The organism is Bordetella muralis, assembly GCF_965139205.1.
Classification (GTDB): domain Bacteria; phylum Pseudomonadota; class Gammaproteobacteria; order Burkholderiales; family Burkholderiaceae_B; genus Bordetella_A; species Bordetella_A muralis.
In genome coordinates this window covers 1-16,462 of record NZ_CBCSIU010000025.1, presented here as the reverse complement: position 1 = coordinate 16,462, position 16,462 = coordinate 1, and the positions used below count along the sequence as shown (strand labels likewise).

General features: G+C 61.4%; 17 protein-coding genes. 12 read left to right on the top strand and 5 right to left on the bottom strand.

The window, feature by feature from the left end; genetic code table 11:
- The first annotated feature begins 38 nt into the window (after window positions 1–38).
- A complete protein-coding gene (locus ACNA0I_RS23375) occupies window positions 39–938 on the top strand; it encodes an NAD(P)-dependent oxidoreductase (protein ID WP_415808423.1) in 900 nt (299 codons plus the stop codon).
- Here the strand turns inward: ACNA0I_RS23375 and ACNA0I_RS23370 are convergent.
- Window positions 935–1,750 (bottom strand): N-acyl homoserine lactonase family protein, encoded by an 816-nt coding sequence (locus tag ACNA0I_RS23370; RefSeq protein WP_415808422.1) that lies wholly within the window; start codon window positions 1,748–1,750, stop codon window positions 935–937. The genes ACNA0I_RS23375 and ACNA0I_RS23370 overlap by 4 nt on opposite strands.
- Before the next feature lie 195 nt (window positions 1,751–1,945).
- Here ACNA0I_RS23370 and ACNA0I_RS23365 point away from each other — a divergent pair, with 195 nt between their 5' ends.
- Genes ACNA0I_RS23365 through ACNA0I_RS23320 form a run of 10 tightly spaced genes read left to right on the top strand, consistent with a single transcriptional unit; the run spans window position 1,946 to window position 10,942 of the window.
- Window positions 1,946–2,689 carry an SDR family NAD(P)-dependent oxidoreductase gene (locus ACNA0I_RS23365; protein WP_415808421.1) on the top strand — a complete coding sequence of 248 codons (744 nt, stop codon included), beginning with the start codon at window positions 1,946–1,948 and terminating at the stop codon, window positions 2,687–2,689.
- A gap of 31 nt (window positions 2,690–2,720) precedes the next feature.
- On the top strand, window positions 2,721–4,106 hold the full coding sequence (locus ACNA0I_RS23360; RefSeq protein WP_415808420.1) for an MmgE/PrpD family protein: 1,386 nt from the start codon (window positions 2,721–2,723) through the stop codon (window positions 4,104–4,106).
- Between the two features lies 1 nt (window position 4,107).
- Window positions 4,108–5,079 (top strand): branched-chain amino acid ABC transporter permease, encoded by a 972-nt coding sequence (locus tag ACNA0I_RS23355; RefSeq protein ID WP_415808419.1) that lies wholly within the window; start codon window positions 4,108–4,110, stop codon window positions 5,077–5,079.
- Window positions 5,079–6,854: a branched-chain amino acid ABC transporter ATP-binding protein/permease gene (locus tag ACNA0I_RS23350; RefSeq protein ID WP_415808418.1), complete on the top strand. Its 1,776-nt coding sequence runs from the start codon at window positions 5,079–5,081 to the stop codon at window positions 6,852–6,854. The genes ACNA0I_RS23355 and ACNA0I_RS23350 overlap by 1 nt, the downstream gene beginning before the upstream one ends.
- Window positions 6,847–7,554, top strand: coding sequence for an ABC transporter ATP-binding protein (locus tag ACNA0I_RS23345; RefSeq protein WP_460478161.1), 708 nt, complete (start codon window positions 6,847–6,849; stop codon window positions 7,552–7,554). The genes ACNA0I_RS23350 and ACNA0I_RS23345 overlap by 8 nt, the downstream gene beginning before the upstream one ends.
- A gap of 47 nt (window positions 7,555–7,601) precedes the next feature.
- A complete protein-coding gene (locus ACNA0I_RS23340) occupies window positions 7,602–8,819 on the top strand; it encodes an ABC transporter substrate-binding protein (protein ID WP_094822568.1) in 1,218 nt (405 codons plus the stop codon).
- A gap of 56 nt (window positions 8,820–8,875) precedes the next feature.
- A complete protein-coding gene (locus tag ACNA0I_RS23335; RefSeq protein ID WP_415808416.1) occupies window positions 8,876–9,289 on the top strand; it encodes a carboxymuconolactone decarboxylase family protein in 414 nt (137 codons plus the stop codon).
- Window positions 9,286–10,191, top strand: coding sequence for an NAD(P)-dependent oxidoreductase (locus tag ACNA0I_RS23330; RefSeq protein ID WP_415808415.1), 906 nt, complete (start codon window positions 9,286–9,288; stop codon window positions 10,189–10,191). The genes ACNA0I_RS23335 and ACNA0I_RS23330 overlap by 4 nt, the downstream gene beginning before the upstream one ends.
- 6 nt (window positions 10,192–10,197) lie before the next feature.
- Window positions 10,198–10,587, top strand: coding sequence for a cupin domain-containing protein (locus tag ACNA0I_RS23325; protein WP_415808414.1), 390 nt, complete (start codon window positions 10,198–10,200; stop codon window positions 10,585–10,587).
- A 28-nt stretch (window positions 10,588–10,615) separates the two neighbouring features.
- A complete protein-coding gene (locus ACNA0I_RS23320) occupies window positions 10,616–10,942 on the top strand; it encodes an NIPSNAP family protein (protein WP_415808413.1) in 327 nt (108 codons plus the stop codon).
- 40 nt (window positions 10,943–10,982) lie between these two features.
- On the opposite strand, the gene ACNA0I_RS23315 is transcribed toward ACNA0I_RS23320, so the two are convergent.
- The 3 genes from ACNA0I_RS23315 to ACNA0I_RS23305 all read right to left on the bottom strand — a co-directional run bounded on the left by ACNA0I_RS23315 (window position 10,983) and on the right by ACNA0I_RS23305 (window position 14,022).
- Window positions 10,983–11,852, bottom strand: coding sequence for an EamA family transporter (locus ACNA0I_RS23315; RefSeq protein ID WP_415808412.1), 870 nt, complete (start codon window positions 11,850–11,852; stop codon window positions 10,983–10,985).
- 77 nt (window positions 11,853–11,929) lie between these two features.
- Complete coding sequence (bioB, locus tag ACNA0I_RS23310; RefSeq protein WP_415808458.1) at window positions 11,930–12,895, bottom strand: biotin synthase BioB; 966 nt, start codon at window positions 12,893–12,895, stop codon at window positions 11,930–11,932.
- Between the two features lie 437 nt (window positions 12,896–13,332).
- Window positions 13,333–14,022, bottom strand: coding sequence for a LytR/AlgR family response regulator transcription factor (locus ACNA0I_RS23305; protein ID WP_415808411.1), 690 nt, complete (start codon window positions 14,020–14,022; stop codon window positions 13,333–13,335).
- Between the two features lie 186 nt (window positions 14,023–14,208).
- On the opposite strand from ACNA0I_RS23305, the gene ACNA0I_RS23300 reads away from it, so the two are divergent.
- A complete protein-coding gene (locus tag ACNA0I_RS23300) occupies window positions 14,209–15,285 on the top strand; it encodes a sensor histidine kinase (protein ID WP_415808410.1) in 1,077 nt (358 codons plus the stop codon).
- A 99-nt stretch (window positions 15,286–15,384) separates the two neighbouring features.
- On the opposite strand, the gene ACNA0I_RS23295 is transcribed toward ACNA0I_RS23300, so the two are convergent.
- Entirely contained in the window at window positions 15,385–16,263 is an 879-nt protein-coding gene (locus ACNA0I_RS23295) for an HpcH/HpaI aldolase/citrate lyase family protein (protein ID WP_415808409.1), read from the bottom strand.
- Window positions 16,264–16,462 lie beyond the last annotated feature (199 nt).

The window sequence follows — 16,462 nt, the reverse complement described above, 5'->3', positions numbered from 1 at the left end:
GGACGCGGCTTTCCGCGTCCCACAATTGGAGAACAGACATGAGTGAGACGATTTACGGATTCATCGGATTGGGAAATATGGGTGGCCCCATGGCGAGACGCTTGCTCGAGGCGGGCAACGTGCTTCACGTGACCGATAGCGACCCGGCGGTGATGCACCGCCTGGCGGCCTGCGGCGCCGTGGCCCACGACAACGCGCAGGACGTGGGCCGCGCGGCCGATGTGGTATTCCTGAGCTTGCCCGATGGCAAGGTGGTCGAGAGCGTGCTGAGTGGCGAGCAGGGATTGGCGCGGGCGAATCGCGTCAAGTGCGTGGTGGATTTGTCGACCATTGGCCCCGTGGCGGCGCAGCGTGCTTTCGACATTCTGGCCGCGCAGGGCATCGAGTACGTCGATGCGCCCATCAGCGGCGGCCCAACTGGAGCCGAACGCGGCACGCTGGCAGTCATGGTCGCTTGCGCGCCGGCGCGCTACGAGGCGTTGACGCAGGTGTTGGGCCATTTCGGCAAGCCGTTTTATCTCGGCGCCGAGGCGGGTCAGGCTCAGGTGATGAAGTTGGCGAACAATCTGCTGTCGGCGACCGCCGTTGCCATTACGTCGGAGGCCATGGCGCTGGGCGTCAAGGCGGGCTTGGATCCGAGCGTCATGATCGACGTAATCAATGCGGGCTCCGGCCGCAACTCTGCCACCATGGAAAAATTCCCCAAGGCGGTGCTGACCGGCACGTTCAACGTGGGCTTTGCGGTCCGCTTGGCACACAAGGATGTGCGCCTGTGCCTGGAAGAGGCCGAGCGCCACGGCGTGCCGATGGTAGTGGGTTCATCGGTGCGCGAGATGCTGGTGATGACTACCGCTATCTGCGGCCACGACGCGGACTATACCGATGTGGCCCGCGTCGTGGAGGATTGGGCCGGCGTGAAAGTGCGTGCGAAATCCTAGGCAGTAGGCGCGACGTCCAGCCGCACGATCTTGCCTTCCAGGTCCGCACTGGGGGCGGGATAGCGTTGCATCACCATGGGGTCGTGGCCCGGCACGATATGCGCCTCGGAGTCTGCCATGGCGCGAACGATGGCATAGCCCTCCAGCATATCGGCCACGTTGTGTACTAACGGAAAAGGCGCGTTGCGCCCGATGTTGCCGTACAGGTGCGAGGCGTCCGACGCCAGTACGACCCACCCCCGCTGCGTCCAGACGCGCACGATCTGCAGACCTGCGGTGTGGCCACCCACCAGGTGCAGCGTCAGCCCGGGCGTCAGCTCAACGGTGCCACGATGAAATTTCACGCGCTCGGCATAAACCTTGCGGACAAAGGTGACGACGTCCTCGATGTCGTAAGGGTGGCGCATCGCTGCGTGACACATGCAGCGGCCGGTCGCATAGGCGGCTTCCGCGTCCTGCACATGCAGGGTGGCGGCAGGGAAATCGCCCAGCGTGCCGGCATGGTCATAGTGCAAATGCGTGATGATGATGTCGCGTATCGAGGCTGCGTCGATGTCCAGCAGCGCCAGCCCCTGCGCTGGGCGCAGCAGCAACTGGCGTCCGCGCTGGGTGGCGGCCTCTTCGCCGAACCCGGTATCGACGAGATAAACCTCCTGGTCACGGCGCAGGACCCATACGAAGTAGTCCAGGCCGGATTCGGCATCATGGAAATCGACCGTGCCCAGATAGTTGTCCGAGGCTCGCCGATTGGCGTGATGCGCGTAGCGGATGGCATAGACCTCGAATGGTTCGAGGTTGGGAATGTTGATCACTGTTGTCTCCTCTCGTGAGGTGGTTTGCCGGGATCGGGCCGCGTCGAGCGGGTCAGGGTAAATCCTAAAGCAAAATTGTAATTTATTTGCCATTCAATCATACAATCAGTCTATAGTACAAGAATACAAAAATATATGAAGCCCACGATATGTCGCCCACGTTGTGGCCGGCGCGCGGAAAAAGGAGACGATGGTATGGGAGTGCTGGAAGGAAAAGTCGCGATCATCACCGGTGGCGGGGGCGGCATCGGCCGAGCTATCGCGCGAGCCTATGCCCGCGAGGGCGCCAAAGTGGGATTACTGGATATCAACGCGGAATTGCTGGCCGAGGCCGAGCAGGAGCTCGCGAACGTCCAGGCGCTGCCTTGCGATGTATCTGATCGCGCGCAAGTGCAGCGCGTGATCGATGCCTATGCAGATCAATCGGGCGGGTTGGATATTTTGGTGAACAACGCGGCCTATTTCTACTACGCGCCGCTGGTGGAAATGCCCGAGGATCAGGTCTGCAAGATGATCGACGTGGGACTGAAGGGTGCGCTGTGGTCGTTGCAGGCGGCCACGCCGCACCTGATCGCACGGGGCGGGGGTTCTGTCATCAATCTTTCATCGGTGGCCGTGTCGGTGTCGATCAAGAACGCGGCGGTCTATAGCGCTATCAAGGGTGCTCTGGACACCCTGACCCGGCAGCAGGCCGTCGAATTGGGCGGCTACGGTATTCGCGTCAATGCGCTGGCGCCCGGGCCCGTGATCACGCCGGGAGCAAGTTCGGTGATTTCCGAGGAAGGCTGGGCCACGCGTCGCCGCCGCACGCCGCTGAATCGGTTGTCGACCGGCGAGGATATTGGCGAAGTCGCCGTGTTTCTGGCTTCGCCGGCCAGCGCGACGGTGGCGGGGGTCACGCTCAAAGTGGACGGCGCGATGACCGTTCTCGGCTACTAACGCGGATTCGCAGGTTCCCAAGGGGAGCAGGATGACGCATCCTGACAGACAAGGCGCGGGCGCAGCGCGGGCAATCGTGCGCGCCGCGTTGAGCGAGTTACCACTAGCGGATGTGGTGTTGGCGTCGGCCAAGCGATGTCTGCTCGATTATCTTTCATGCGCATTCGAGGCACGGTCGTTGCCATGGAGCGAACAGGCCGCCCGGTTGGCCGCGCCCGACGCACGTGGCGCACATCAGATCGGGCGAGCCGGTACGTATGTGCCGGCCGACGCGGCCTTTGCCAATGCCGTCGCGGGCCATGGTCTCGTACGGGAAGACATGCACGCGGCGAGCGTGGCACACCTCGGGGTCGTGGTGTGGCCTACCGTGTTGGCGCTGGCCGAGCGTCATGCGGTGCCGGGCGCGCGGGTGTTGAGCGCGGCTGTCGTCGGTTACGAGGTAGGCGCGCGTATTGGCCGGGCGTTGATTACGCCGTCTTTGGCGCGTTTGTTTCGGCCCACCGGGTTGGTGGGGCCTTTCGCCAGCGCCATGGCCGGCGCGCACCTTTTGGGTCTGGACGAGGATCAGGCGCTGAACGCTTTTGCGCTGGCGGGCAATGCCTGCGTGGGATTGAACGAATGGGCGCATACGGGTGGCAGCGAGATGTACTTCCATCCGGGTTTTGTGGTCCGCAATGCGATGACCTGTCTCGAACTGGCGCGTCAGGGCGCGCACGCCTCGCCGTCCATTCTGGAAGGGGAGGCGGGCTTGTTCCAGGCCTATGCGCGTGCGCCCATGCCGGGACGGATTACTTTGTTCCCGCGGGGCGAGGCCGACATCCTGAACGTTTTCAACAAGCCGGCGCCAGCCTGCAATTTTGCCCAATCGCCGTGCCAGGCAGCCTTGCTAGCGTGGCGGACGGTGCCCCGCGGCCGACGCATCGTCGCGGTGCGAGTCGAGACCACGCGGGCCGCGTTGGCGTATCCGGGGTGTAGTGCCAAGGGGCCGTTTGACCATGCACTGCAAGCCAAGATGAGTATCGCTTTCGGTGTGGCGGCGGTGCTGGCCCGAGGCGCGATCGAGGAGGACAACTACCACCGGCTTGATGACGCCGAGATCGCGCGCTTGATCGCACACACCGAACTCGTGCCGGACGATGCTTATACGGCGGCTTTTCCGGCTCGGCAGGGGGCTCGCGTCGTCCTGCTCCTGGATGATGGGGCGCACGCGCGAGCTGAACTGGACGACGTGGTGGCAGCCGATGAGGCGCTCATCCGCGCGCGCTTGCGCCGCGCCGCACAAGCGGTGCTGGGGGACGAGAGGGCTGAGCGTATCGAGGCCATGGTCGATGGCTACGAGCGTGAGCCCGATGCGGGTCTGCTGGCGCGTTTGTGCGCTTTGCGGCTGGATACGACACAGACCTGGAACGAGGCCTGACATGATGGACATGACAGAACTGCAAATTCATCTCGAAGCATTCTTGCAGGCGCTCACCGCTGGCGTGCTGGTGGGAGGGCTATATGGATTGATGTGCGTCGGATTGGCAATGATCTTCGGCATCATGCGGGTCATCAATTTCGCCCAGGGCGATTTCATGATGCTCGGGATGTATGTGACGTACTACTTTTTCATTCTGTTGGGCTCGCACTGGATGGCGGGCTCTGTGCTGGGGCCCTATATCTCGGTGTTGCTCGCGGTGCCCGTGATGTTCGGGGTGGGCTATCTGGCGCACCGGCTCTTGATTTCGCGCGTCACGGGCCGGCGCGGTGCGGCGCTGGATGGCGATGGTCACTACGCTCAACTGGTGCTGACGCTGGGCATCGCCCTGATTTTACAAAACGGCGGCATGATGGTGTTCGGTCCGCAACTGGTGTCGTTGCGCACGCCGCTGTCGAGCAGTGCCTGGGAAATCGGACCGCTGTGGGGAGACTACGTCAGCGTGTTCGCCAACAAGGGCCGGGCAGTGGCGGCGTTGATTTCTGTGGCCGCCATTGTGGTGCTCGGCGCATTGATTACGCGCAGCCGGCTTGGCAAGGCCTTGCGCGCCTCGGCCGACAATCCGGTCGCCGCCTCCTACATGGGCATCGACGTCAACCGTTCGTACCGCATCGCTTTTGCGTTGGGCACCTGCGTGACCGCGCTGGCCGGTGGACTCTTGGCGACAAACTTTCCGTTTCATCCTTTTGTCGGCCTGGAGTACGTGATCATCATGTACGCCGGCGTGGTGCTGGGCGGCATAGGCAGCATCTTTGGCGCGTTCTGGGGAGGCATGGTGATCGGACTGGTGCAGCAGTTGTCGTCGCTGGTGTTGCCCACGCAATTGCAGAACGCGGCGATTTTCGTGTTCTTTCTGTTGATCGTGATGTTGCGGCCGCAAGGACTATTCGGCCGCGTGTCGGAGCGGACCTGATGAAACGATTGCCGACTTCCTTGACGTTGCTGCTGGTTGCCGCGATCTACTTGGCCGCCGCGTTGCTGGCGAGCAATGCGTACCATCAACTGATTTTTACGCTGGTGCTGGTGTGGGCGTGCTTTGGCTTGTCGTGGAACATGCTGAGCGGTTATACGGGCCTGGTCTCGTTTGGCCATGCCGCATTTTTTGGTCTGGGGGCCTACGCGGCGGTATTGGGACAAGTCTATCTGGGCCTGTCGCCGTGGGTGATGTTGCCGCTGGCAGGTGTGATCGGCGCGGTGGCCGGAATTCTGGTGGGGCTGCCGACGTTCCGCTTGCGCGGTCATTATTTCGCGCTGGCGATGTTGGCGTATCCACTGGCATTGTTATATGTGTTCGAGTGGCTGGGGTTGCAGGAAGTGACCTTTCCGATGCAACGCGAGCATCCCGGGCTGTATATGCAGTTTGCTGACCGGCGTTACTACACGGTGGTTGGCCTGATCATGCTGCTGGTATTCGTGCAGGTCACCCTGTATGTGGAGCGAACGCGATTTGGTATGGCGCTCATCGCCATCAAGCAAAACGAAGCAGCAGCTGAAGCCGCCGGTATCGACACGCTGCGCTGGAAATTGCGCGCCATCACATTGAGCGGCGCTATTGCCGGCATCACGGGGGCGTTTTACGCCGTGGTGCTGTTGGTGGTCACGCCGGTATCGGTGTTTGGCATGCTGGTGTCGGCGCAGGCGCTTACCGTATCGATGTTCGGTGGTGTGGGGTCTGTGTGGGGGCCAATCATCGGTGCCGCCATTCTGGTCCCCTTGGGCGAGATCCTGCATGCCGAGCTGGGCTCGAGTTATCCGGGTATTCAGGGCGTGATCCTGGGCGTAGCCATCATCGCGGTGATTCTGGTAGCGCCGGAAGGCGTGTTCTGGAAGTTGCGCGACATGTTGCAACGGCGCCATCGCGCGCCAACGCCGGCTACGCCGTTAGAACAGACCGCGTCTGCGCAACGGCCCGCCAAGCCGCCGCGGCCGGTGCGGCCGACGATATCGGCCGACGACATTATCCTCGACGTGCAGTCTGTGTCGCGCAGCTTTGGCGGGCTCAAGGCCGTGCAGGATGTCAGCTTTTCGGTGCGCCGAGGCATGATCCTGGGCATTATCGGCCCCAATGGCGCGGGAAAGACCACGCTGTTTAATCTGCTCAATGGCTTTCTGCAGCCGGATACGGGCAAGGTGATCGTCAATGGTGTGGATATGGCGGGCCGCAAACCGCATGTATTGTGTGCGGCCGGGGTGGGGCGCACTTTCCAGATAATGCGGCCTTTTATGCGGCTGACGGTGGCGCAGAACGTCAAGGTGGGCGCCTACGTGCGCGCCAAAAATGAGGCGCAGGCCGAGGCGTTCGCGGCGCAGGCCATCGCGCGGGTCGGCCTGTCCGATTGCGCCGGCAAGATCGCCGCACTGCTGACTACCCGTGAATTGCGACTGATGGAGCTGGCTCGCGCGGTGGCCGGGCAACCCGAGTTGTTGCTGTTGGATGAAACCCTGGCGGGCCTGGGACACGGCGAGGTCGATGACATTGTCGATGCGATCCACGCGCTCGCGGCCGAGGGCGTCACGATTGTCATCATCGAGCACACCATGCAGACCATGGTGCATCTGGTCGATGAGTTCCTGGTGCTGGATCATGGGCAGGTGCTGACCCGTGGCGATCCACAATCGATCACGCAGGATCCGCAGGTGGTGCAGGCCTATCTGGGCAAGAAGTGGAGCGCGCAACATGCTGCTTGAAATCAATGAATTGACGGCCGGCTATTCCGCGGTGCCGGTGCTCAAAGGGGTGTCGGTGGTGGTTGGCGAGGGGCAGTTCGTCTCCGTTGTCGGCCCAAACGGTGCGGGCAAAAGCACCTTGTTCAAGACCATTTCCGGCAGTGTGTCGGCCCGTTCGGGGAGCATTCGCTTCGATGGACGGGATCTGCTGACCGTGCCCAGCGATCGGCGGCCTCACTTGGGCATCGCCCATGTGCCCGAGGGACGGCAAGTGTTCGCCTCGATGAGTGTGTTGGAAAACCTGGAAATGGGTGCTTATACCGAGGCCGGCCGGCGCGATTGGGAAAGCAACCTGGAGCGCATCTATGCGTGGTTTCCCGTGCTCAAACAGCGCAGCCGGCAATTGGCGGGCACGCTGTCGGGAGGCGAGCAGCAAATGGTGGCCATCGGCCGCGGACTGGCATCGTCGCCACGCTTGTTGATGCTTGATGAGCCGTCGATGGGGCTGTCGCCCGCCATCGCCGATTTTATTTTTGAGCGCCTGATCGACATTCGCCGAGAGGCGAATCTGACCCTCCTGTTAGTGGAGCAGCGTGTAGCGGAAGCGCTGCAATATGCCGACCGGGGCTATGTGCTGGAAACCGGATGCGTGGTGTTGGAAGGCACGCATCAAACATTGCAGGCTGATGACCGGGTGCGTCGCGCCTATCTTGGGATGTAGCACACATGCCGCCCGAACCACGGCGGAATAAAAGCGAGGAGATCAACATGAAAAAGCAATCCATGGTGGCCAGTGTCGTGAGCATGGCCTTGGGCGCCAGTTTGTTGCTCGGCGGCGGCGCCCTGGCCGAACCGGCCCCCGTGAGCGTCGGACTGATCGCACCCATGTCGGGCATTTATGCGCGTTATGGCCAAGTCATGCGTATGGGCGCTGAAATGGGCGTCAAAGACATTAACGACCAGGGCGGAATCAAGGCGCTGGGCGGCGCCAAACTGAAGCTGATAGTGGTGGATTCTGGCGACTCCACCGAAAAGGCCAAAAGCGCGGCGGAACGAATGGTGGCCGATTATCCCGGCCTGGTCGCTGCGACGGGCGCCTACCTGAGCTCATTCACTTTGGCAGCAACCGAGGTGACCGAGCGTGCCGAGCTGCCGATGCTGACCTTGTCGTATTCCGACCTGATCACCTCGCGCGGATTCAAGTACGTGTTTCAGACTTCGGCGCCTGCCGGCAAGCAGGCCGAGATCGCGCTGCCCAGCATCCTGGACCTGGCGCAGCAGGCCTCGGGCAAGCGGCCCAAGACGGTGGCCATCGTGACCGACAATACCGCCGCCTCGCTGTCGACGGTCAAGGCCCTGAAAGACGGTCTGTTGAAAAAGAATGGCTTGGAGCTCGTTGTCGACGAGACCTTCACGCCGCCACTGGCGGATGCATCGTCCTTGATCCAGCGCGTGCGTTCGCGGCGTCCCGATCTGCTGTTTTTCCTGCCCACCGTGATCTCCGATGCCAAGCTCATCCTTGAAAAGATGAACGAGACCAATGTAAAGGTGCCGGTGATTTCTTTTGGCATCGCCATCGCCGAGCCCGAAGTGCTGAACACCGTTAGTCCGGCGTTGCTCAATGGCGTTATGTCGGCCGTGGGTAATTGGGGAGCCAAGGGCCAGGAAGCGCTGATCCAGCGGATGAAGACCGAATACAAAGAGCCGTGGATGACGCAGAACGCCATTTCGACCTATGGTGATATGTGGATCATGAAGGCGGCCTTGGAACGCGCTGGCAAGGCCGATCGCGAGGCAGTCGGGCAGGCGATGCACACCCTGGATGAAGGTCCCAGCCGGTATTTTCCTGGGGGTGAGATCAAGTTTGATGAGGCGGGCCACCGCGTCGGCGCGACGCTCACCGTGATTCAGTGGCAGGACGGTGTGCCGGTGACCGTATTCCCGCAGGAACAGGCCGTCGCCCAGCCCATTTGGCCCGGCAAATAACAGGTTCTCGCTAGGGCGGCGCATAACTGCGCATTGATGACGTTGGAGGGTATTTCATGCAGCAATCAGATCGGTTTTTCGAGGGTTTCGAGAATCGCAAAACGGTCCTCGGCGCGGATCATGTCGAGAAATCGTGGTCAGCCGCCGATGAGTTCAATCGGCCCATGCAGCGCCTGGTGACGGAGTATTGTTGGGGTGAGGTATGGGGGGACGATACGTTGTCGTTCAAGGTGCGCAGTATGGTCAATCTGGCCATGCTCACCGCCATGAGCCAGCATCACGAACTGGCCGTGCATGTGCGAGGGGCTCTGCGCAACGGTGTCACCACGGAGGAAATTCGCGCTGTGCTGACGCAGGCGGCGGTTTATTGTGGAGCGCCCCTGGGATTGGCGGCATTCCGGGTAGCCTCCGAGGCCATACGGGCATACGAGGCGGAGACCGCGGCGCAGGCCAAGGGGGACAAGCAATGATCCGGACGCGAGTAGGCTTTATCGGCCTGGGCAATATGGGCGCGCGCATGACGCGCCGCCTGGTCGATGCCGGCATCGCGGTGCAGGGCTATGACACAGACCCGGCGCGCGCCATGGCGGCTGGCGCTCAGACTGCCGCGACCATTGCCGAGGCCATCGATGGCGTTGACGTCGTACTGTTATCGCTGCCCGACAGCAAGGTAATAGAGGCCGTGATTGAAGGGGCCGGAGGTATCTTGGAGCATTGTCGTCCCGGTCAGGTCGTGGTCGATCTGAGCACGGCGGCTGCCAGCTCCACTGTGCGCCTGAATGCGCGCTTCGCGCAACGCGGTGTGCAATACGTCGACGCCGGCATATCGGGCGGAGCGGCCGCTGCGGAACAGGGCAAACTGACGTTGATGTTGGGAGGGGACCGTGCCACTATCGATGCCATCGCCTGGGTGTTCGCGCCCATCAGCGCCAAGGTCGTGACCATGGGTGGCAGTGGGGCTGGCCATACTACCAAGCTGCTCAACAATTTCCTGAACGCCGTCAGTCTGGCGGCGACCGCCGAAGTCATGGTCGCCGGCAAGAAAGCGGGCCTCGATCTGCATCGTCTGCTCGAGGTGATCAACAGCAGCAGCGGCGTGAATTTTGCTTCGCTGAATCGCTTTCCATTCATCATCGATGGCAACTACCTCGAAGGCGGTTTGACCAGCAAACTGATGACCAAGGACGTGGTGCTGTATGTGGACATGGTGCGCGAGCTGGGCGTAGCGTCGCTGAACGCCGCAGGTCCTGCCGCCTGCTTTGGCCTGGCCACTGCGTTGGGTTATGGTGACCAGATCAGCAATCGTGTGGTGGACGCCATCGGCGACGTGTCGGGTGGCGTTCGTTTGAAAAGCGCGTCAACAGAGGAGTAAAAGGTCATGCAAGTATTTCACGGCAGGGATCAGGGCAAGCCCTCGGAGCAACGCGGTGCGACGTTCACAGGGGTTGTGTGGGCTGATCCGGTCATGCCTCCGGAAGACAACGTTGGCATCAATCACGTATTTTTTTCGCCGGGCGCGCGCACGTTCTGGCATACACATGAGTACGGCCAGGTGTTGCATGTGACATCCGGCCGCGGCTGGATATGTTCCGATGGTGACGAGCCGCAGGAAATCCGCCAGGGCGATGTGGTCTGGATTCGGCCCAACGAACGTCATTGGCATGGTGCGGCCGCCGACACGTTTATGACGCATTTGGCCATTTCGCTGGGCAAGGCCGATTGGCAGGAGGAATTGCTCCAGTCCGAGTACCCTGCAGCGCACCGCTGAGTCACATTCGATACCACAAGGAGACCTCATGATCATCGAAACGCGTATTTACCATTGTTTGCCTGGTCGTCTGCCAGCGCTGCACGAGCGCTTTACCAAGACGACGCTGGATTTCTTCAAGAAATACGGTATCAAGCCCATCGGGTTCTGGACAACGCTGATCGGTCCCAGCAACCACGCGCTGACCTACTTGTTGGAATGGGAAAGCCTCGAAGAGCGAGAGCGCAAGTGGAATGCCTTTCAAGCCGATCCCGAGTGGATCGCCAAACGGGCCGCCAGCGAAGCCGAGAAGCCCATCGTGGAGCGCGTCGAAAACAACATTCTCGTGCCGACCGATTATTCTCCCATGCGTTGATCGACCGGCGGCACACGCGCAGACAAGAGACGATCGTGGCTCAAGCGGGCATCATCAGGAAAATGGCCGCTGCCGCGATCAATAGTCCCAATATGTTGATGCGGCTGAGTGGCTCGCGAAAGGCGAGCGCCCCAACTAGTGTGCCTACTGCGATGACGCCCATGTTCATGGAGGCGAAGACCAGGGCGGGGTTGTCTGGCAGGGATTGATGGGCGCGGATGTAGGTGACGATGTTGCCGAAGTTCAGCAGGCCCAGAATGACGCCGACGAGCAGGTGACGGCGGTGCCAGGTGATGCGGCGGATGAGCAGATAGGCGGTCATGGCGATGCCGGCCAGAATGAAGGCGATGAGCAGTGCGCCGGCAAAGGCGGTACCGGTTTTTGCGACTTGTTTGAATAGGATGTCGACGAGACCGTAGGTGGTCCAGACGCTTAATGGCCATATCCAGATATGTGGGCCGGCGGCGGCGTGGTTTGCAAGGTCGCGGCGGCGCAGGACGCAAAACAGGGCAGTAAAGGCTAATGCGATGGCGGCGGCTTTATGCCAGGTGAGGTTTTCGCCGAATAGCAGGAAGGCCGCCAGCAAAGGCAGGAATAACGATAAACGCTGTGCGGCGTCGCTGCGGACGATGCCGGCATGGCGCACGGATTGCGCCATGGCGATGAAGCCGGTGGGCAGGATGATGCCCAGCGCCAGTAGCAGGGGCCAGGACCGGATGGCGGATTCGACTTGGGCCGCCGTGGGGCCCAGCACGATTGCGCTGAGTGTTGCCGTGACGGCGTAGTTGGCAGCGATGGCCTGGCGTATGTCGATGTCGTATCGTCGAGCCAATTTGAGCAGGACGGCAACGCTGACGCTGCAAGCGACGCTGGCAATCAGATACAGCAATCCGGATGTGAGATGAGGCATAGGCTGCGATTCCAGAGTCAGATGGATATCCGGAGAGATGAGTCAGGCGTCTTGGTCGGGAGCTCGGGGATAAGCCATCAAGCGACCTCGGCATGCAGGCCCAGGCGTTCCATCAGGCGCTGGTCGGCCTGCACCTGCGGGTTGCCGGTCGTCAGCAGCATGTCGCCGCAGAAAAGCGAATTTGCGCCGGCCAGAAAGCACAGGGCTTGCAAGGTGTCGCTCATGGTTTCGCGTCCGGCGGACAGGCGCACGTGCGCGCGCGGCATGGTGATGCGGGCGACGGCGATGGTGCGCACGAATTCGAATGGGTCCAAGGCGTCGGTGCCGGCCAGTGGAGTGCCTTCGACTTGTACGAGGTTGTTGATGGGCACGGATTCGGGGTAGGGCGTCAAGTTCGCGAGTTGGGCAATGAGGCCTGCGCGTTCGTTGCGCGACTCACCCAGGCCGACGATACCGCCACAGCAAATGTTCAATCCGGCATGGCGCACACGGTCCAGTGTGTCGAGGCGATCCTGATAGGTGCGGGTCGAAATGATCTGGCCATAGAACTCGGGCGAGGTATCGAGGTTGTGGTTGTAGTAGTCCAGTCCGGCCGCTTTGAGTTGCTCTGCCTGGCCCTCTCGCAGCATGCCGAGGGTGACGCAGGTTTCCAGCCCCAGGGCTTTGACTGCGCGGATCATTTCGGCGACTTGGTCCAGGTGGTGCGGCTTCGGACTGCGCCAGGCGGCGCCCATGCAAAACCGCTGCGCACCGCCCGCCTGGGCGGCACGGGCGGCCTGCAGGACATCGTCCAAGGGGATCAGTTTGTCGGCGGTGAGGCCGGTGTCGTAGTGTGCCGATTGGGGGCAGTAGGCGCAGTCCTCTGGGCAGCCGCCGGTCTTGATCGAGAGCAGGCTGGAAAGCTGGATCGCGTTGGCGTCGAAATGTTGGCGATGAATCTGCTGGGCCTGGTAGAGCAGGTCCATGAACGGCAATTCGAACAGTGCCAGGATGTCTTGGTGGGGCCACGCTACCTCGGTGGGAGCAGGCAGCGGTTTGGCGATGTCGGAAACGGGAACAGTAGTGACTTGCAAGACGATCCTCCAGCGATAACGTTGCCGCGGAAAGGGCGGCAGCCTGAGCAATAGCGGCGGATCGTAAGAACGGCGTCCGGGAATGGCAATGCCTGGGTTTTGGCTGGAATTGAGAGGGTCTTGGCGGTAGTAGGTGGAGGTTCGCGGTGCGTTGCACGTGGGAGTTCGTTAACGTGTCGCGATCTTCCGAGATAAATTTTGCCGGATTTTATGTGTCATTTTGTAATTTTTGTGCGCCCCCCGGGAAAGAAACGGCGGCGCACAAGCCGGTCCGACCATGAGTTCGTCGAGGGTTTATGCACATTCGTCGAAAAACAGTAGCTGGCTTTTGCCACTGAGCATACTGTCAATCTGGCCGCAACCTCAGATCGTGGCGCAACCTGAACGTGGGGACGATGGCCTCCATGTCACACCATCGCGCGGCGCAGGCGCAGGGACGCGGTGCGGCCCAGGATGATGGGGGCAACGTTGTTGTGAGTGAAGGTGATTTCGGCCTGTTCGCCGGGCCGTTGGGAGACGTGGGCAATATGGTCCAGATTGATGATCATCGACCGGGAGACCGCGCAGAATGGGGGTGTGGGCAATTGTGGCACCAGGCGCTTGAGTGTGATGTGCATCAGTTCGTTGGCATGCGCGGCGCTGCACAGCAGGACGTAGTCTCCTTGTGCCTGGGCGATGGTCAGGTCCTGGATTTTGATGATCCGCGTGCCGTTTTTGGTCTTGGTGGTCAGGTAGTTGCTACTGCTGCTGCGCGACTGCAGACGGGTCAGTGTCTGAGCCAGGCGTTCGGGACTGACGGGCTTGAGCAGATAGTCTACGGCGGCAATATCGAAGGCCTGCGCACCGTAGTCGTCGTGCGCCGTGACAAAAACCACGGCCGGCACGGGGTCCAGCCCGGCCAGCAGATCGAATCCCGTGCCGCTGGACAGTTCGATATCCAGGAACAGGACATCGGGGCGGAATTCGCGGATCATCGCCTGCGCTTGATCGGCGGTGGAGGCTTCTCCCTCGATTTGAACCGTGGGGAATTGTTCGAGCAATCGACGCAGATAGCGGCGCGCGGGCGCTTCGTCATCGATGATCAGCACGCGTAACATTGGTTCTCCTTGGGAGCCTGATGATGGCGAGCCAGCTGAGCGTGGACAGCGAGCGACCGGATGGGTAGGGCGCGAAAATGGGCAGCGCCTGCACAGCAGGGCCTGAATATAGGTCATGTTCAGCGTGTCGGAAATCCGTAACGGCCCGTAGTCGGTACGTCCAATAGGGTGTAAGGGGATGTTTTCATGATTTTTGTGCCCATCGGTCAGGCATTGAGCCTGGGGGAGTCGTCGGTAGCATTCTGGCGCGCCCAGGTGGTTGGGTGGTGCGTGCTGGCGATCATTGGCTTTTGTATACGGCTGGTGGTGTTTGCCAATGCGACGGTCGCGTTTTGGCTGACTGTGGGGGTGGAGCCGCTGGCGTTTGCGATCACGAGCGCCGTGGCGGTTTTTCATGGCCGTCATCCCAAGCCGAATGCATCGATCCAGGTGCTGGCCAGTGCGGTGTTGCTGTGCCTGGCAACGTCGGCGGTGTTGGCGGGAATCGCTTATGGGATACATCAGATGTTCGGCCCGGAGATCCGGTATGTGATGCCGGTCGACCAGTATCGGTTGGGCTTTATCTACTACATGGGTATCTTGTCGATCTGGACGCTGATCTACTTTGGCGTGTCGGCGGAGCTGGCGGTGCGCACTGAGCGTATTTCGAAGATGAAGGCCGAGACTCGGGCGCTGCGGCTGGAACTGGAATACCTGAAACTGCAGATCGAGCCGCATTTTCTATTCAATGCGTTGAATACGATTGTGGCGGAAATCACGGATCGTCCGGCGATTGCCGAGGAAATGACGCGCCGGTTGGCGGCCTATCTGCGCTATTCGCTGGATCGGCGCGGGCGCGGGATGTGCCGGCTGGAAGAGGAGATCGAAGCAGCGGAAACGTATATCCGCATTCAAGCGCTGCGCTTTGATAAGCGGCTGGAGTATCGCTGCCAGGTCGATCCAGCGTCGCTGGAATTACTGGTGCCGCATATGACGATGCAGGGGCTGGTGGAAAATGCGATCAAGCATGGCATGCGTTCTGAATATGATCATTTTCTGATTAATGTCAGGACGCGTGTGCAGGGAGATGAGTTGATTGTCGAGGTGGACAATCCGGGGCAGTTGCATGCCCCGTATGATTTGGCGCGCAGCGGCGGCGGACTGGGGAATCTGTGCCGCCGCCTGGCGTTGCGTTACCCGGATCGGCACAGTTTTTCGCTGGAACAGCGTGCGGACAAGATCGTGGCCGAGATTCGTATGAAGGGCGAGCCGTTGCTGTTGTAGTCGTACGGCGGTTGCCGGGTGGCGGTTATGCGCTGCCGACTGTTTGAAATACGAGGCCTGGGCATATGGCAAGTCCGTTCGCCTGTGCCCAGGCCGTATTCAAATCCCGAATGCTTCGCCTTTTTCTACGACGCGTTGCGCCTGTTTGACGACGGGGGCGTCAACCATGCGGCCTTCGAAGGTGCAGGCCGAGCGGCCCTTGGCTTCTTCTTCTTTGAACGCCGCGATGAGGCGGCGGGCGCGTGCGACGGCCTCGGGGCTGGGGGCAAATGCGGCGTTGGCGATGGCGACTTGGGCGGGATGGATGCAAAAGGCGCCTTCGAATCCTAATGCTGCGCCGCGCTCGACGGTTTTCTGGAAGGCGTCGCGGTCGGCAAAGTCCGCGACGGAGCCGACGAAGCCAATGGGGGCGATGCCTGCGCGCCGGCATGCGGCCACGGCCATGACGTTCGGTACGTATAGGGTGTCGGCGGTGACGGCCATTTGCAAGGAGACGGCGAGGTCTTCGGCGCCGACGATGAGGCCGCAGATGCGTGGGTGCGCGGCGGCGATGTCGTGCATGTTGTGCAGGCCTTCGGCGTCTTCGACCATGACGATCAGGCGGGTGGTGCCCAACGGCATGCCCCGTTCGGTTTCCAGCTCATCGATGATTTCTGCGACGGATTGCACGAAGGCGGCGTTGGGGACTTTGGGCAGGGTCAATGCCTGTACGTGCGGGCCGATGCTGGCTTCGATGTCGCGTATCAGCTGACGCCAGGGGCGATTGACGCGCACGATGACGTCTTTGCCTCCTTGCTCACGGCATAGCTTGGCGACGCTGGCGACGCGTTCGCGGGCTTGCTCTTTTTGGTCGAGGGCGATGCTGTCTTCGAGGTCCAGCTGGATGGCGTCGGTGGGTTGTTTCAGGGCGCTTTGGATGAAGCGGTCGTTGACGATGGGGACGAAAAGCATGGAGCGCCAGGTGAAGACTTTGCTCATGAGGGGTCTCTTGGGGGCTGTGTTTTACGGTTGGGGATGGAGTTCTTAAGTCGCAGGGGGCCGCCATATAAAGGCCACGCCGGCCCGTAGNGTCCGCCGAACCAAGTGNGNCAGTCGGCTGGGCATGTTTGAGTGGAGCGNAGCGGAGCGAGTTTGCCCAGCCGCCCCGCCTGGCGAGGCAGGTGAAGGGCAGTGGGGG

Excerpts from the sequence above, each read along its gene's own strand:
- ACNA0I_RS23315 (WP_415808412.1), bottom strand. The coding sequence starts at position 11,852 with ATGCCTCATCTCACATCCGGATTGCTGTATCTGATTGCCAGCGTCGCT.
- ACNA0I_RS23340 (WP_094822568.1), top strand. The coding sequence starts at position 7,602 with ATGAAAAAGCAATCCATGGTGGCCAGTGTCGTGAGCATGGCCTTGGGC.
- ACNA0I_RS23360 (WP_415808420.1), top strand. The coding sequence starts at position 2,721 with ATGACGCATCCTGACAGACAAGGCGCGGGCGCAGCGCGGGCAATCGTG.
- ACNA0I_RS23325 (WP_415808414.1), top strand. The coding sequence starts at position 10,198 with ATGCAAGTATTTCACGGCAGGGATCAGGGCAAGCCCTCGGAGCAACGC.
- ACNA0I_RS23355 (WP_415808419.1), top strand. The coding sequence starts at position 4,108 with ATGATGGACATGACAGAACTGCAAATTCATCTCGAAGCATTCTTGCAG.
- ACNA0I_RS23295 (WP_415808409.1), bottom strand. The coding sequence starts at position 16,263 with ATGAGCAAAGTCTTCACCTGGCGCTCCATGCTTTTCGTCCCCATCGTC.
- ACNA0I_RS23335 (WP_415808416.1), top strand. The coding sequence starts at position 8,876 with ATGCAGCAATCAGATCGGTTTTTCGAGGGTTTCGAGAATCGCAAAACG.
- ACNA0I_RS23300 (WP_415808410.1), top strand. The coding sequence starts at position 14,209 with ATGATTTTTGTGCCCATCGGTCAGGCATTGAGCCTGGGGGAGTCGTCG.
- ACNA0I_RS23305 (WP_415808411.1), bottom strand. The coding sequence starts at position 14,022 with ATGTTACGCGTGCTGATCATCGATGACGAAGCGCCCGCGCGCCGCTAT.
- ACNA0I_RS23320 (WP_415808413.1), top strand. The coding sequence starts at position 10,616 with ATGATCATCGAAACGCGTATTTACCATTGTTTGCCTGGTCGTCTGCCA.
- ACNA0I_RS23365 (WP_415808421.1), top strand. The coding sequence starts at position 1,946 with ATGGGAGTGCTGGAAGGAAAAGTCGCGATCATCACCGGTGGCGGGGGC.
- ACNA0I_RS23350 (WP_415808418.1), top strand. The coding sequence starts at position 5,079 with ATGAAACGATTGCCGACTTCCTTGACGTTGCTGCTGGTTGCCGCGATC.
- ACNA0I_RS23330 (WP_415808415.1), top strand. The coding sequence starts at position 9,286 with ATGATCCGGACGCGAGTAGGCTTTATCGGCCTGGGCAATATGGGCGCG.
- ACNA0I_RS23375 (WP_415808423.1), top strand. The coding sequence starts at position 39 with ATGAGTGAGACGATTTACGGATTCATCGGATTGGGAAATATGGGTGGC.